The 15,024-nt window shown below is 69.3% G+C and carries 14 protein-coding genes and 1 tRNA gene; all 15 read left to right on the plus strand.

Going from position 1 to position 15,024, the window contains the following annotated elements; translation table 11 throughout:
* Positions 1-3: 3 nt before the first annotated feature.
* The gene (locus K0O62_RS23945) at positions 4-1,092 is read left to right on the plus strand and encodes an NAD(P)H-dependent amine dehydrogenase family protein (RefSeq protein ID WP_073859467.1); all 1,089 of its coding nucleotides are present in this window, start codon (positions 4-6) and stop codon (positions 1,090-1,092) included.
* Between the two features lie 124 nt (positions 1,093-1,216).
* Positions 1,217-2,446 carry an Nramp family divalent metal transporter gene (locus K0O62_RS23950; protein ID WP_372512860.1) on the plus strand — a complete coding sequence of 410 codons (1,230 nt, stop codon included), beginning with the start codon at positions 1,217-1,219 and terminating at the stop codon, positions 2,444-2,446.
* 10 nt (positions 2,447-2,456) lie between these two features.
* Complete coding sequence (locus K0O62_RS23955) at positions 2,457-3,515, plus strand: poly-gamma-glutamate hydrolase family protein (protein ID WP_073859466.1); 1,059 nt, start codon at positions 2,457-2,459, stop codon at positions 3,513-3,515.
* Positions 3,516-3,552: 37 nt separating this feature from the next.
* Positions 3,553-4,845, plus strand: coding sequence for an NAD(P)/FAD-dependent oxidoreductase (locus K0O62_RS23960; RefSeq protein ID WP_073859503.1), 1,293 nt, complete (start codon positions 3,553-3,555; stop codon positions 4,843-4,845).
* Positions 4,842-5,615, plus strand: coding sequence for a DUF1365 domain-containing protein (locus tag K0O62_RS23965; RefSeq protein WP_073859465.1), 774 nt, complete (start codon positions 4,842-4,844; stop codon positions 5,613-5,615). Before K0O62_RS23960 ends, K0O62_RS23965 begins: the two co-directional genes overlap by 4 nt.
* Positions 5,612-6,886 (plus strand): class I SAM-dependent methyltransferase, encoded by a 1,275-nt coding sequence (locus K0O62_RS23970; RefSeq protein ID WP_073859464.1) that lies wholly within the window; start codon positions 5,612-5,614, stop codon positions 6,884-6,886. The genes K0O62_RS23965 and K0O62_RS23970 overlap by 4 nt, the downstream gene beginning before the upstream one ends.
* Positions 6,883-7,491 (plus strand): sigma-70 family RNA polymerase sigma factor, encoded by a 609-nt coding sequence (locus K0O62_RS23975; protein ID WP_073859463.1) that lies wholly within the window; start codon positions 6,883-6,885, stop codon positions 7,489-7,491. Before K0O62_RS23970 ends, K0O62_RS23975 begins: the two co-directional genes overlap by 4 nt.
* Positions 7,488-8,198: an anti-sigma factor gene (locus K0O62_RS23980; RefSeq protein WP_073859462.1), complete on the plus strand. Its 711-nt coding sequence runs from the start codon at positions 7,488-7,490 to the stop codon at positions 8,196-8,198. Before K0O62_RS23975 ends, K0O62_RS23980 begins: the two co-directional genes overlap by 4 nt.
* Before the next feature lie 18 nt (positions 8,199-8,216).
* Positions 8,217-9,014: a TIGR03621 family F420-dependent LLM class oxidoreductase gene (locus K0O62_RS23985; protein ID WP_073859461.1), complete on the plus strand. Its 798-nt coding sequence runs from the start codon at positions 8,217-8,219 to the stop codon at positions 9,012-9,014.
* An 85-nt stretch (positions 9,015-9,099) separates the two neighbouring features.
* Positions 9,100-11,205: a catalase gene (locus tag K0O62_RS23990; protein WP_073859460.1), complete on the plus strand. Its 2,106-nt coding sequence runs from the start codon at positions 9,100-9,102 to the stop codon at positions 11,203-11,205.
* Positions 11,206-11,211: 6 nt separating this feature from the next.
* Positions 11,212-12,402 (plus strand): AI-2E family transporter, encoded by a 1,191-nt coding sequence (locus K0O62_RS23995; protein WP_073859459.1) that lies wholly within the window; start codon positions 11,212-11,214, stop codon positions 12,400-12,402.
* 44 nt (positions 12,403-12,446) lie between these two features.
* Positions 12,447-13,595, plus strand: coding sequence for a sensor histidine kinase (locus K0O62_RS24000; RefSeq protein ID WP_207551011.1), 1,149 nt, complete (start codon positions 12,447-12,449; stop codon positions 13,593-13,595).
* A complete protein-coding gene (locus K0O62_RS24005) occupies positions 13,592-14,254 on the plus strand; it encodes a response regulator (RefSeq protein ID WP_207551010.1) in 663 nt (220 codons plus the stop codon). Before K0O62_RS24000 ends, K0O62_RS24005 begins: the two co-directional genes overlap by 4 nt.
* A gap of 57 nt (positions 14,255-14,311) precedes the next feature.
* Entirely contained in the window at positions 14,312-14,893 is a 582-nt protein-coding gene (locus K0O62_RS24010) for a DUF2867 domain-containing protein (RefSeq protein WP_073859457.1), read from the plus strand.
* Between the two features lie 30 nt (positions 14,894-14,923).
* Positions 14,924-14,996, plus strand: a tRNA-Arg gene (locus tag K0O62_RS24015).
* Positions 14,997-15,024 lie beyond the last annotated feature (28 nt).

Raw genomic sequence — 15,024 nt, forward strand, 5'->3', positions numbered from 1 at the left:
GCCATGACCATTCGCGTCGCCGCGATCGGCACCGGAAACGTCGGCCGCCATGCCCTGGCCCAACTCATCAACGACGAGCGGTACGAACTGACCGGGGTCTGGGTGTCCTCGGCAGCCAAGGCCGGCAAGGACGCCGGTGAACTCGCCGGACTGCAGGTCCGCACCGGCATCACCGCCACCGACGATCTCGACGAGATCCTCGCCGCCAAGCCGGACTGCGCGGTCTACACCGCGATGGCGGACAACCGGCTGCCCGATGCACTGGAGGATTACCGGCGGATCCTGGCCGCCGGGGTCAACGTGGTGGGCAGCTCCGCGGTGTTCCTGCAGTACCCGTGGCAAGTGCTGCCGGCCGAACTCGTCACCCCGATCGAGGATGCCGCGAAAGCCGGATCTGCGGCCATATTCGTCAATGGCATCGATCCCGGTTTTGCGAATGATCTTCTGCCCCTTGCCCTTGCGGGCACCTGCCAGAGCATCGAGCAGATCCGGTGCATGGAGATCGTGGATTACGCCACCTACGACAGTGCCACCGTGATGTTCGATGTGATGGGTTTCGGCAAGAGCACCGACGAGTTGCCCATGTTGTTGCAGCCCGGCGTGCTCAGTCTGGCCTGGGGCTCGGTGGTCCGACAACTGGCGGCCGGACTCGGGATCGAACTCGACGAGGTCACCGAGACCCATGTCCGGGTCCCGGCGCCGGAGGACTTCGAGGTCGCGGCCGGGCACATCCCGAAAGGATCGACGGCGGCGATGCGTTTCGAGGTCCGCGGCATGGTCGGCGACCATCCCGCCGTGGTGCTCGAACATGTCACCCGGCTGCGCGCCGATCTGTGCCCCGACTGGCCGCAGCCGGCGCAGGAGGGCGGGTCCTACCGAGTCGAGCTCACCGGCGAACCGTCCTATGCGCTCGACCTGTGCCTGAGCAGCCGCAAGGGCGACCACAACCACGCCGGACTGGCGGCCACCGCCGCCCGGGTGGTCAACGCGATACCCGCTGTCGTCGCCGCCGATCCCGGCATCCGGACCACCCTGGACCTGCCGCTCATCACCGGAAAAGGGTTGTACGCCGGACCTCGGCCCACCGCATGAGGACAGCGGGCGGCTACGGCCGTGCAGGGACCGGTCGCCGGTGAAGCCGGCGCCACCCACCTGTTGACCACAGCAGATTTCGGCTAACCTAACTTTTCTATTCGCCAGATAGAAAGGCGCTGGGTTGCTGCGGGAAACCACTGCCTCGGGTGCCCGGCCGGGCTGGTATCTGCTCGGGCCGGCTTTCGTCGCGGCCATCGCCTATGTCGACCCCGGCAACGTGGCCGCGAACGTCAGTGCCGGCGCGCAGTACGGATTCCTGCTGGTCTGGGTCATCCTGGTGGCCAACGTGATGGCGGGTCTGGTGCAGTTCCTGTCCGCCAAGCTGGGCCTGGTGACCGGCCGCTCCCTACCCGAGGCCGTCGCCGATCACACCCGCACGCGGACCCGCATCGCCTACTGGATCCAGGCCGAGCTGGTCGCCATGGCCACCGATCTGGCCGAGATCGTCGGCGGGGCCATCGCGCTGTATCTGCTGTTCGACCTGCCGCTGCTGGTGGGCGGCATCATCACCGGTGCGGTCTCGCTCGGGCTGCTGGCCGTGCAGAACCGCCGCGGTCAGCAGGTGTTCGAACGGGTGATCACCGGCCTGCTGCTGATCATCGCGATCGGCTTCCTCACCAGTCTGTTCGTCGCCCCGCCCACAGCCTCCGAGGTGGCCTCGGGCCTACTCCCCCGGTTCGACGGAGCCGAGAGCGTACTGCTGGCCACCGCCATGCTCGGCGCCACGGTGATGCCGCACGCGGTGTACCTGCACTCCGGGCTGGCCCGGGACCGGCACGGACACCTCGAGCCGGGTCCGGCGCGCAAACGCCTGCTGCGCATCACCAAATACGACGTCGGTGCGGCCATGCTGGTCGCCGGCGCGGTGAACCTGGCCATGCTGCTGGTGGCGGCGACCAACCTGCAGGGCATGGAGAACACCAACTCGATCGAGGGCGCGCACGCCGCGGTCAGCAGCGAGCTCGGACCGACGGTGGCACTGTTCTTCGCGATCGGTCTGCTGGCGTCCGGGTTGGCCTCCACCTCGGTCGGCGCCTACGCCGGCGCGATGATCATGTCCGGTCTGCTCAGGCGCAACTACCCGCTGCTACTGCGCCGACTGGTCACCCTGATCCCGGCACTGGTCATCCTGGCCATCGGCGTGGACCCCAGCCGAGCGCTGGTGCTCTCCCAGGTGGTGCTGTCCTTCGGCATCCCGTTCGCCCTGATCCCGTTGATCCGACTGACCAGCAACCGGACCCTGATGGGCGCGGACGCCAACCACCGGGTGACGACGGGCCTAGGCTGGCTGGTGGCCGGTGTGATCACCGTGCTGAACGTCGTACTGATCTATCTGACCGTCCGGGGCTGATCTGAACCACGTGCTGAAGCATCTGTATTTCGCGTACGGATCCAATCTGTGCATGCGGCAGATGGCGCGGCGCTGCCCCGATGCCGTCGACCCCCGGCCGGCCACCCTGGCCGACCACGACTGGCTGATCAACGAGCGCGGGGTGGCGACCGTCGAACCGGCCGCCGGCGCCGTCGTGCACGGTGTGCTGTGGCGCGTGAGCGATCACGACCTCACGGTGCTCGACAGCGCCGAGGGTGTCCCGGTCCGCTACCGCCGCGACCGCCTGCAGGTACACACCGCCGCGGGCCCGGACCCCGCCTGGGTCTACATCGACCCGCGGGTCGAGCCCGGCCCGCCACGGCCCGGGTACCTGGAACGCATCATCGACGGGGCGCGCCATCACGGACTACCCCAACGATGGCTCGATTTCCTGCACCGGTGGGATCCGGCGACCTGGCCCAGCCGGGACACCCACCCTGATCCGGCTGCCCCGCAATCCCTTTCCGAGCTCCTCGGCGATCCGGATGTCGTCGAGGACGCCACCTTGGCGTCCCGGTTCGGGTTTCTGGCCATCCACGGCGGTGGGCTGGAACAGATGACCGACGTCATCGCCGAACGCGCTGCCCGCGCCTGCGGCGCCTCCGTGTACACGGTGCGCCATCCCGGTGGTTACCCGCACCACCTGGCCTCCCGGCTCTACCGGCCCGCCGAGTCCGGCGCGCTGGCCGCGTTCCTGGACCACGTCGACACGGTGATCTCGCTGCACGGCTACGGCCGCATCGGGCGCAGCACCCACCTGCTGGCGGGCGGCGGCAACCGGGAGCTGGCCGGGCATCTGGCCCGCCACCTCAGCGTGCCCGGCCACCAGCTGATCACCGATCTGGACACCATCCCCCGCGAACTACGCGGTGTGCACCCGGACAACCCGGTGAACCTGCCGCGCCGGGGCGGTGTCCAGCTCGAACTGCCGCCCCGGGTGCGTGGCATCAGCCCCCGCAGCGGGATGGCGAACGAGGACGGCCTCGCCCCGCCGACAGCGGCGCTGATCGACGGCCTGGCCGCAGCAGCCAGAGCCTGGTCACCCTGAACAAAACCCGACCCATCCGGTGCGGCACCGGCACCGAATACCGGTCGTGGAACGAAAAATCGCCGTCATCGGCAGCGGTGTCGCCGGACTGACCGCGGCGTACGTGCTGTCGGCGAGCAACCGGGTGACGCTGTTCGAAGCCGACACCCGCCTCGGCGGCCACGCCCACACCCAGCTGGTCGACGACGGCCGCGGCAACCCCGTCGCCGTCGACACCGCATTCCTGGTGCACAACGACCGCACCTACCCGACGTTGTGCCGGTTGTTCGCCGAACTCGGCGTGCAGACCCACGAAACCGATATGTCGATGTCGGTGCGCGACGACAGCATCGGCCTGCAGTACGCCGGCGCTCGTGGGCTGGGTGGGCTGTTCCCGTCCTGGTCGAACCTCGCCCGCCCCGGCTATCTGCGCATGCTCACCGAGGTCACCCGATTCCACCGGGCGGCGACCGTGCTGCTGGAGACCACCGATGACGACGCCGACACCCTCGGGGCGTTCCTGGAGCTGCACGACTTCTCCGACTACTTCGTCGACCATTTCATGACGCCGCTGGTCGCCGCGGTCTGGTCGTGCGCCCCGGGTGAGGCCATGCGCTACCCGGCGCGCTACCTGTTCATGTTCCTGCAGCACCACGGCATGCTGACGGTCTTCGGGTCACCGACCTGGAAGACGGTGGTCGGCGGGTCGGCCACCTACGTCGCGGCCATCGCCGAGCGGGTGCACGAGGTCGTCACCGGCACACCGGCCGGGTCGGTGCGCCGCAACCGCCACGGCGTACAGATCACCGCCGGGAGCGGGCAACCCCGCCAGTTCGACGCCGTGGTGATCGCCACCCACCCCGATCAGGCGTTGCTCGCACTGGCCGAACCCACCCGCCGCGAACGCGACACCCTCGGTGCGATCAGCTACTCGGCCAATCACGCCCAACTGCACACCGACACATCATTGTTGCCGACCCACCCGCGGGCCCGCGCGTCATGGAACTACCTGAGCACCCCGGGTGACGGACCGGTGCTGGTGACCTATGACATCAGCCGGTTGATGGGGTTGACCGGACCGCGACGGTTCCTGGTCACCCTGGGTGGGCGCGACCGGGTGGACCCGAAAACGGTCCTCTCCGAGATGATCTACGACCATCCGCTCTACACACCCGAATCGGTTGCCGCGCAGCGACTGCTGCCCACCATCGATGACGACAAGGTGGTGTTCGCCGGCGCCTACCACGGGTGGGGATTCCACGAGGACGGCGCGGCCGCCGGTCTGCGCGCGGCCGAACGCCTCGGCGCGCGCTGGCCGGCCGCCTCCGACCGGGAGTCGGTGTCGCTGTGACCGACCCACACTCTTCGCGCGATCCTTCACCGGCGGCGCTCTACCGCACCCGCATCGGACACGTCCGGCACTCTCCGCTGCGCAACGAATTCCAGCACCACAGCTACAGCTGGTACGTCGACATCGACGACCTGCCCCGGCTGCCGATCTGGTTGCGTCCCTTCGCCGTTTTCCGCGCGCAGGACCACTTCTCGGCAGCCGAGGACGGGCCCCCGACGCTGCGGGCCCGGGTCGAGGCGTTCCTGCTCGAACACGGCGTCGACCTGGCCGGCGGCCGGGTCACCGCCCTGCTGAACGCCCGGGTGCTGGGCCACGTGTTCAACCCGATCAGCGTGTTCTGGTGCCACGACCCCGCCGGCACGCTGCGGCACGTCATCGCCGAGGTGCACAACACCTACGGCGGACGGCACGCCTATCTCCTGCCGCCCACCGAAACCGGGCCGACCGCGGTGCCCAAGCAGTTCTACGTATCCCCGTTCAACGAGATCGAGGGCTACTACCTGGTGGACGCTCCCCGTCCGGGCGACACCGCGGAACTGGCCATCTCCTGGCACCGCGACCACAAGATGGTGTTCGCCGCGACGCTGCACGGCCGGCGGCTGCCGGCGACGGCGATGGCCGTGGCGCGCATGCAGCTCCGCGCGCCGATGGCCCCGCTGATGGGTGCGGTCCAGATCCGGCTGCACGGCATCGCGCTGTGGCTGCGCGGACTTCCCGTCATCCCGAGAAGCACCCCCACCCCGCAGAACAGGAAGGTCACCCACCGATGACGCTGGACACCACCGGAGGCTCTGCGGCGCAGCTGACTTCGAATCGATGGTCGCAGATCACGCGGGTGCCCAGAGGTCCGGTCGGCGCGGCGCAGGGCCGCGTCGCCGAGGCGCTGCTGCGGCGCGCGGTACGTCAGCTGCCGGTCCGGCTGCAGTACCCCGACGGATCGATCGTGGGCGCCGCCGACCCCACCCTGCCGACGCTGACCATGCACCGGCCCGACGCGCTGTTCCGGCGGGTCGGCAGCTACGGGCTCATCGGGTTCGGCGAGTCCTACATGGCCGGCGACTGGACGTCCGGCGATCTGCCCGCGCTGCTGACCGAATTCGCCTCCTCCGTCGATGTGCTGATACCTCGTGCGCTGCAACCGCTGCGCCCGCTGGCGGTGGTGCGCCACCCACGCTCCATGCACAACAATCCCGCCCAGTCGCGGCGCAACATCGCCGAACACTACGACCTTTCCAACGCCCTGTTCGCCGAGTTCCTGGACGAGACGCTGACCTACTCCAGCGCGCTCTTCCAGACCAGCCGCCCCAGCTGGTCCGACCTGGCCGACGGTCAGCGCGCCAAGATCGACCGCCTGCTGGACGTCGCGCAGGTGACCGCGGGTACCCGGATGCTCGAAATCGGCACCGGCTGGGGCGAATTGGCCATCCGCGCGGCCCGGCGCGGGGCATCGGTACACACCATCACCCTGTCCACCGAACAACTCGACCTGGCCCGCCGGCGGGCCGCTGCCGCCGGGGTGGCCGACCGGGTGCACGTCGAGTTGCGGGACTACCGCGATGTCGACGGCCGCTACGACGCGGTGGTCTCGGTGGAGATGATCGAGGCCGTCGGGTACCGGTTCTGGCCGGTCTTCTTCGGCACCCTGGACAAGCTGGTACGGCCGGGGGGCCGGGTCGCCCTGCAGGCGATCACCATGCCGCACGACCGAATGTTGGCCTCCCGCAACACCTATACCTGGATCCAGAAGTACATTTTCCCGGGCGGACTACTGCCCTCGGTGGAGGCCGTCGTCGGGATCACCGAGCGGTCCACCAGCCTGCGCACCGTCGACATGTTCTCGTTGCAGCACGGCTACGCCGAAACCCTGCGGCTGTGGCGTGAACGCTTTGTCCAACGGGCACCGGCGCTTTCGGCGTTGGGTTTCGACGACACCTTCCAGCGCATGTGGGAGCTCTACCTCGCCTACGCGGAGGCCGGATTCCGTTCGGGGTACCTCGACGTCTACCAGTGGACCTTCGCCCCGACCGGAGGCCACCCATGACCCGGACGGAAAACCCGGTGTTGCCCACCGTGACGTTGCCGGCCGCTAGGCTACCGGACGTGGCCGCAGACCTGGACGTATTACTACGCCGGGTCGCGCAGCGCGACGTGGACGCCTTCGCCGAGTTCTACGACGAGACCCGCGCCCGGGTGTACGGCCTGGTCACGCGGGTGCTGCGGGATCCCGGGTACAGCGAGGAGACCACCCAGGACATCTACCTGCAGGTGTGGCGCAACGCCGCGGACTACAACCCGTCGGCCGGCACCCCGCTGTCCTGGCTGATGACCGTCGCGCACCGCCGCGCGGTGGACCGGGTCCGCTCCGAGCAGGCCGCCACCGACCGGGAGTCGCGGTACGGGGCGTCCACCGTCGAACTCCCGGTGGACGAGGTCGCCGACGGCGTCCTCAGCCGGGAGGAGCACCGTCAGGTCGCGGCCTGTCTGGACAGCCTGACCGACCGGCAACGCGAGTGCATCCAGCTGGCCTACTACGAGGGACTGACCTACGTCCAGGTCTCGACCCGGCTGTCGGCGAACCTCGCCACCATCAAATCCCGGATGCGCGACGCCATCCGGGGGTTGCGTAACTGCTTGGGGGCGCCATGACCACCCCGACCGACGATCTGTTGACACTCGCCACGGCCTACGCCCTGCACGCCGTCGAGGATGCCGAACGGGCCGACATCGAACACCGGCTGCGCTCGGCCCCCGATGACATCTCCGGTGCTTTCGCCGTCGAGGTGCGGCAGGTGCGCGAGGCGATGGCCCGGGTCTCGGCAACCACCGCCGCCGAACCGCCCCCGCACCTGCGCGACCGCGTGCTCACCGCGGCGGCCGAGGACCCGGTGCGCCGGCTCCGCCCGCCCCGGCGCCGCTGGTCCACCACCGTCGCGGCCGCCGCCGCGGCCGTCGTCATCGGTGTCGCCATCTTCGGTGTCGGCTGGTATCTGCGGCCGGCGCCCTCGGCGACCACCGCCGAGCAGATCTTCGCCGCACCCGACGTCCGCACGGTGTCCGGCGACATCCCGACCGGCGGGACCGCGACCGTGGTCTTCTCCCGGGAGCGCAACGCCGGCGTGCTGGTGATGAACAATGTCGCCCCACCGGAATCCGGCACCGTCTATCAGATGTGGCTGATCGACGACGCCGGGCCGCACTCGGCCGGGGTGATGGACGCCGGTGCGGTGGCCCCGTCGACGACCGCGGTGCTGCCGGATCTCGGTGATTCCACGACGCTCGCGTTCACCGTCGAGCCGGGCACCGGTTCGACCCAACCCAGCGGCACCCCGTTTGCGGCCCTGCCGCTGAGCTGACCGCGCTACCGTCGGGTCATGCCCCGCGACTTCCGTTTCGGCCTCGGCCTGCGCGACACCTCATCGGCGGCGAAGGTCCGCGATGCGGCCAGGCTGGCCGAGGACCTCGGTTACGACGTGCTGCTGGTGCCCGACCATCTCGGCGCGCCCGCCCCGATGCCGGTGCTGGCGACCGTGGCGGCGGCCTCGCAGACGCTGCGGCTGGGCACCTTCGTCCTCAACGCCTGCTTCTACAAACCGGCCCTGCTGGCCCGCGATGTGGCGGCGCTGCACGACCTGTCCGGTGGACGCTTCGAGGTCGGGCTCGGCGCCGGTTATGTGCGCGAGGAGTTCGAGGCCGCCGAGCTGCCCTTCCCGTCTGCCCGCCGCCGCATCGAGTACCTCGAGCACGTGGTCGAGTACCTGACCGAGCACGTGCCCGGCGCCCCGATCATGATCGCCGGCGGCGGTGACCGGCTGCTGACGGTGGCCGCCAGGTGGGCGTCCATCGTCGGCGTCACCGGCACGGCGCTGGCCGAGCGGATCGCGTTCCTGCGCGAGGCGGCCGGCGCGCGGTTCGGTGAGATCGAGCTGAACGTGGCGATCACCGCGGTGCCCACCGATGGCTCCGGGGTGCCCAATCTCGCGATGACCCGGCACTATGCGCCCGGTCTGACCGATGAGCAACTGCTGGCGCTGCCCGGTGTGCTGTCGGGATCGGTGACCGACATGGCCGCAAAGGTGCGCGGGGTTCGCGACACCCTCGGCGCCAATTATCTCGTGGTGCAGGCCAACCACGCCGAGGCGTTCGGGAAGGTCATCGCCGCGCTCCGATAGTTTCGCGGGCCGACGGCTGGGTACCTCACTGAGGCACCGGTTTCCACCGGGCCGTCAGCAGCCACGTCTTCGTTCGGAGAATGCCATGCCCACACCCCGCAAGCGCGATCAAGCAGCCCCGGCCCAGGTCGGCCCGACCGGTCCCGACGGCAACGGACTGTTCGGTACGGATCCGCGGGCACAGTCCGGCACGTTTCTGACGACGGCGCAGGGTGTGCGCATACCCGACACCGATCACTCGCTCAAGGCCGGCCGCCGCGGCCCCACCCTGCTGGAGGACTTCCACCTCCGGGAGAAGATCACCCACTTCGACCATGAGCGGATCCCGGAGCGCGTCGTGCACGCACGCGGCGCGGCCGCGCACGGCACCTTCGAGTCCTACGGCACCGCGGCCTCGGTCACCAAGGCCGGGTTCCTCGGCAAGAAGGGCACCAAAACCCCTGTCTTCACCCGCTTCTCGACCGTTCTGGGATCCCGCGGGTCCGCCGACACCGTGCGCGACACCCGCGGTTTCGCGGTCAAGTTCTACACCGACGAGGGCACCTTCGACCTGGTCGGCAACAACATGCCGGTGTTCTTCATCCAGGACGGCATCAAGTTCCCCGACATCATCCACGCGGCCAAGCCGCAGCCGGATCGCGAGATCCCGCAGGCACAGTCGGCGCACGACACCTTCTGGGATTTCGTGTCCCTGCACACCGAGGCCACCCACCACGTGTTCTGGAACATGAGTGACCGCGGCATCCCGCGATCGTTCCGGACCATGGAGGGGTTCGGCGTGCACACCTTCCGGCTGGTGAACGCCAAGGGTGAGACCAGCCTGGTGAAGTTCCACTGGAAGCCGGTCGCCGGGGTGCACTCCCTGGTCTGGGAGGAAGCCCAGATCGCCGCCGGTTGCGACCCGGATTTCCACCGCCGCGACATGGCCGACGGCATCGAAGCCGGCGCCCCGCTGGAGTACGAGTTGGGCATCCAGGTCATGCCCGACGACGGCACGGACACCTTCGAGGGCATCGACCTGCTCGATCCCACCAAGGTCGTGCCCGAGGAACTGGTGCCGGTGCAGTTGATCGGCAAGCTGACGCTGGACCGCAACCCCACCAACTTCTTCGCCGAGACCGAACAGGTCGCCTTCCACACCGGCAACCTGGTGCCCGGCATCGAGGTGACCAACGACCCGCTCATGCAGGCCCGGCTGTTCTCCTACCTGGACACCCAGCTCACCCGCCTCGGCGGGCCGAACTTCACCCAACTGCCCATCAACCGCCCGCACTGCCCGGTCAACGATATGCTGCGCGACGGCATGCACCAGACCGCGGTGCACACCGGGCAGGCGCCCTATCACCCCAACAGCATCGACGGCGACGAGCCGCAGCCCGCCGACGAGCGGCAGGGCGGCTACGTGCAGGTGCCCCGCGCCGTCGAGGGCCCGGTGGAACGCGCCCAACCGGCGTCGTTCGACGATCACTTCACCCAGGCCGCCATGTTCTACCGCAGCCTGTCGCCGATCGAGCAGGCGCACGTCGCCGAGGCGTTCAGCTTCGAGTTGGGCAAGGTGTACGAGCAGAGCATCAAGGAACGGCAGCTGCAGGTGCTGGCCAACGTGGACACCGAGTTGTGCGAAAAGGTCGCCGCCGCATTGGGTTTGCCCGCCCCGTCCGGAAACCCGCCACGGGACGTCCCGCTGTCCCCGGCGTTGTCGCAGGTCCTCACCGCGCCCGGCCCGGTCAAGGGCCGGCAGATCGGCATCATCGCCGACGCCGGGTCGGATCTGGCCGGCGTCGCCAGACTCGCCAAATCTGCTGAGGCTCTCGGGATCATCCCGCTGGTGATCGCACCGGTCGGCGGTGTGCTGAAGTCCGGGCGGCGCAGCGTCATCGTCAACCGCACCTTCGCGACGGCGCGGTCGATCGAGTTCGACTCGCTGGTGATCGCCGGGGGCACCTCGCCCGACCCCAAGCTGGTGGTGTTGCTGCACGAGGCCTTCCGGCACTGTAAAGCGCTGGCCGCGTGGGGCGATGGCAGCGCGGTCCTCAAGGCCGTCAAGATCCCGCTGAAGGGGCCCGGTATCGAACTCGCCGACGAGGTCGACAAGGACTTCACCGCGCGGCTCACCGCCGCCCTGGGTCTGCATCGCGCCTGGGACCGGGTGAAGATCGGTTCGGCGGCCGTGCCGTCGCCGGTCGGCTGATGACCCATGAACGCGGCGCCGCCCGGCGGTGGTGAACCACCGTCGGCCGAGGACGGCCATGACGATCTGGTCGCCCAGCCGCACACCGAGGACGAGGGCCCGGTCGCCGAAGCGGAACTGCAAGCGGCGGAGATGACTTCGCCCGAGCAGCCGCTCGGCGCACCGGGGAGACGATTCGACCGGCGTTCCCCGTTCTTCATCGGCCTGGCCGGTTCGGCGGGGGTCGCGGTCACCTACGGGGCGGTACAACTCGTCTCCGCGATGTCCTCGGTCCTGGTGCTGATCGGCGTCGCGTTCTTCCTCGCACTCGGCCTGGAGCCGGTGGTGTCCTGGTGCGTCAATCACGGTCTGCGCCGGTGGTTCTCGACAGCCTTGGTCTTCGTCGTGTTCCTGGCCGGGATCGGGGCATTCGCCGCCGCGGCCATCCCACCGCTGTCCCAGCAGGTGGACCACCTGATCAACCACACACCTCAGTATCTGCAGCAGGCACAGGACAATTCGTCGGTCATCGGCCGTCTGAACGAGCGTTTCCATCTGCAGCAACACATCTCCGACGCGGTCGGCGGCATCGACGAATCGGCGCTCCACCAGGTGCTCAGCGCCGGCACCGCAGTCCTCGGGGTGGTGGGCGACACACTCATCACGGTGGTCTTGACCCTTTACTTCCTGGCCGATATGCCGCGGATCCGCGCCACGCTCTACCGCCTCGTCCCGCACAGCCGGCGCCCGCGCACGATCCTCATCGGCGATGAGATCTTCGCCAAGGTGGGCGCCTACGTGCTGGGCAATGTGCTGATCTCGCTGCTGGCCGGGGCGGCGACGCTGATCTGGCTGGCCGTGTTCGATGTCCCCTACGCGCTGCTGCTCTCGATCATGGTCGCCCTCTTCGATCTGGTGCCGGTCGTGGGGTCGACCATCGCGGGCGTGATCGTGGCCGCGGTGGCGCTGACCGTGTCGCTCCCGATCTGCATTGCGACCATCGTCTTCTACGTGGTGTTCCGGCTCGTCGAGGATTACGCGCTGATACCCAGGATCATCGGCCGGGCGGTTCACGTGCCGGCGTTGACGACGGTGGTCGCCGTCCTGATGGGCGCCGCGCTGCTGGGGATCGTCGGCGCACTGGTCGCCATTCCCATCGCCGCGGCGGTGCAACTCATCGTCGAGGAGGTGCTCTACCCGAGACTGGACGCGGTGTGAGGAGAACGCGTTAACGTGATGGGGTGCCGAACAGGCTCGAAACGGTGGGACAACCGGCCCTTGCCGCGGTCCTGGCCCTGGTGCTGCTGCCCGTCGGCGTGCCGGCGATCCGGGACGGCGCCCTCGCCATGGGGTGGCGGGTAGCGCTTGCCTGTGCTCTGCTCGCGCTGCACATCGGCGTCGCGGCGGCGCGGCGGTGGCCGGTTCCCGCCTTCGCCGGCGGCGCAGCAGCCTGCCTGATCCTGGTCGCCGCACCGAATCTCGCCGCCGCCACGGCCGCCATCGACACCACCGATTACAGCCCCATCCTGCTGCCGAGCAGTCTGTGTTTCTTCGTGCTGCTCTACTCCGTCAGTGCACACACCGACGCGCCGTGGCCCAGGATCGGTCTCGCCATCGGCCTGGTCGGGTCGGTGTTGACCGTCGCCCGACTGTGGGATTACCGCGGGATGCCGGTCGCCGGCTGGGCCTGGTGGTTGATGTTGGGCACCACGGCCGTCGGCGGGACGGTCGCCGCCTGGGCGCTGGGCCGCTACCGGGCCACCCGTGCGGCCTGGACGGTCCAGCTCGAAGAACGGGTGGCCGCCGACGAGCGCCGTCGGATCGCCCGCGAAATGCATGATGTGGTGGCACATTCGGTGGCGGTGATGGTCAGCCATGCCGAAGCGGGCAGGCTGGTCGTCCCGAATTCACCGGAGCGGGCCCCGGAGATCTTCACGACGATCGCGGAGGTGGGCCGCGAGGCGCTGGCCGAGATGCGCGGACTGCTCGGGGTGCTGCGTGATGACGTGTCGGCCGAAGACAACCCGCCCGCCGAACCGCAGCCGGGGCTGGCCGAGGTGCCCGCGCTCGTCGACCGGATGTGCGGCGCCGGGGTACCGACCGGACTCTGCATGCCCGAGGATCTGCGGATCTCCTCGGCGCTCGGGTTGACCGTGTACCGGGTGGTGCAGGAGGCCTTGACCAATGCGGCGCGCCACGGCGGACCCGGCGCCGCCGCACATGTCCGGGTCGAGTGCGGATCGGGGAAACTCGTTGTGACGGTGAGCAATACATCGGTGATGACGCCGGCCGCGGCGGCTCCCGGCCGCGGACTCACCGGTATGCGCGAGCGGGTGGCGGCAACCGGCGGGGCATTGACCACCGGACCGGTGGACGGTGCCTGGCGGGTGCAGGCGGTGCTGCCGCTGTGAGCGCCATCCGAGTGGCGGTGGCCGACGATCAGGAGCTCATCCGGTCGGCGCTGCGGATGATGGTGGACAGTCAGGACGATCTGGAATGGGTGGGCGAGGCGGCCGACGGGCATGCCGTGCTCGCGTTGGTGCGATCACGACGGGTCGATGTGGTGTTGATGGATCTGCGCATGCCCAACCTCGACGGCATCGCCGCCACGGCGACGATTACCGCCGAACAGCCCGGATGCCGGGTGATCGCGCTGACCACCTTCGACCTCGACGAGTACGCGTTCCCCGCGCTGCGAGCCGGGGCCAGCGGGTTCCTGCTCAAAGACGCGCGCAGCGAGGACATCGTCGAGGCCATCCGCACCGTGCACGCCGGTCACGGGGTGATCGCACCGTCGACCACCCGCAGGCTCATCGAACACGTCGCCGCCTCCCCCGCCCGCGGCGACCGGGCCGACACCGTGCGCGCCGTGCTGACTCCCCGTGAGTTGGACATCCTGCTCCACATCGCCACCGGGGCAACCAATCGCGAGATCGCCGACCGGCTGCATCTGGCCGAAGCCACCATCAAGACCCACGTCGGGCACGTGCTCGCCAAACTCGGTCTGCGGGACCGGGTTCAGGCGGTGATCCTGGCCTACCAGTCCGGACTCGCTCATCCTCCGGGATGAGGTCCCAGCGACCTGAGACCGATGCGGCGGGCCGCCGGCGCGGCACACAGTCGAGATATGAAGATTCCCGATGCCGTCCATACCCGTCAGCCGTGGCGCATCCACGAGCTGACAACGGACTTCGAGATCCTCGACGTCTGGTCGTTCCGGGCGCCGGGTGCGGGGCCGGGTGACCTTGCCGCCATGTTCGCCGTCATTCAGGCGGCCGGCGCCCAACCCAAGCCCCACAGCCTGACCCGGCTGCTGTTCGCGGTGCGCTGGAAACTCGGGCGGGTGTTCGGCTGGGACGAAGTACCGCCCGGCGCGCAGCCCCTGAGCGCGCGGCTGCCCGCCGACCTCCTGCAGCCCGGCACCGATACAGCGGTGCGCGGCCTACCGTTCACCTTGCTGTACCAACTACCCGACGAGATCGCACTGGAGGTGCGCAACCGGACCGTGCACGGGGTGGCGCATCTGGGCTGGGTGCACAACGCCGGTGGTGGGTATGCGCTGCAGATGGCGGTGCTGGTGAAGCCCGACGGCCCGCTCGGCCGGGCCTACCTGGCCGCGATCGCGCCGTTCCGGCACCTGGTCGTCTATCCCGCGCTGACGCGGCAGTGGGAACAGGCCTGGACGCGCCGGCAGCCCACGATCCACTAGAGTCTTGAGCGCCTGTGCAAACAGGTCCCCGCCCCCGTAGCTCAGGGGATAGAGCACGGCTCTCCTAAAGCCGGTGTCGCAGGTTCGAATCCTGCCGGGGGCACTCCGGGCGAAAATCGGTTACCACCCCA

It is taken from the genome of Mycolicibacterium diernhoferi (assembly GCF_019456655.1).
Classification (GTDB): domain Bacteria; phylum Actinomycetota; class Actinomycetes; order Mycobacteriales; family Mycobacteriaceae; genus Mycobacterium; species Mycobacterium diernhoferi.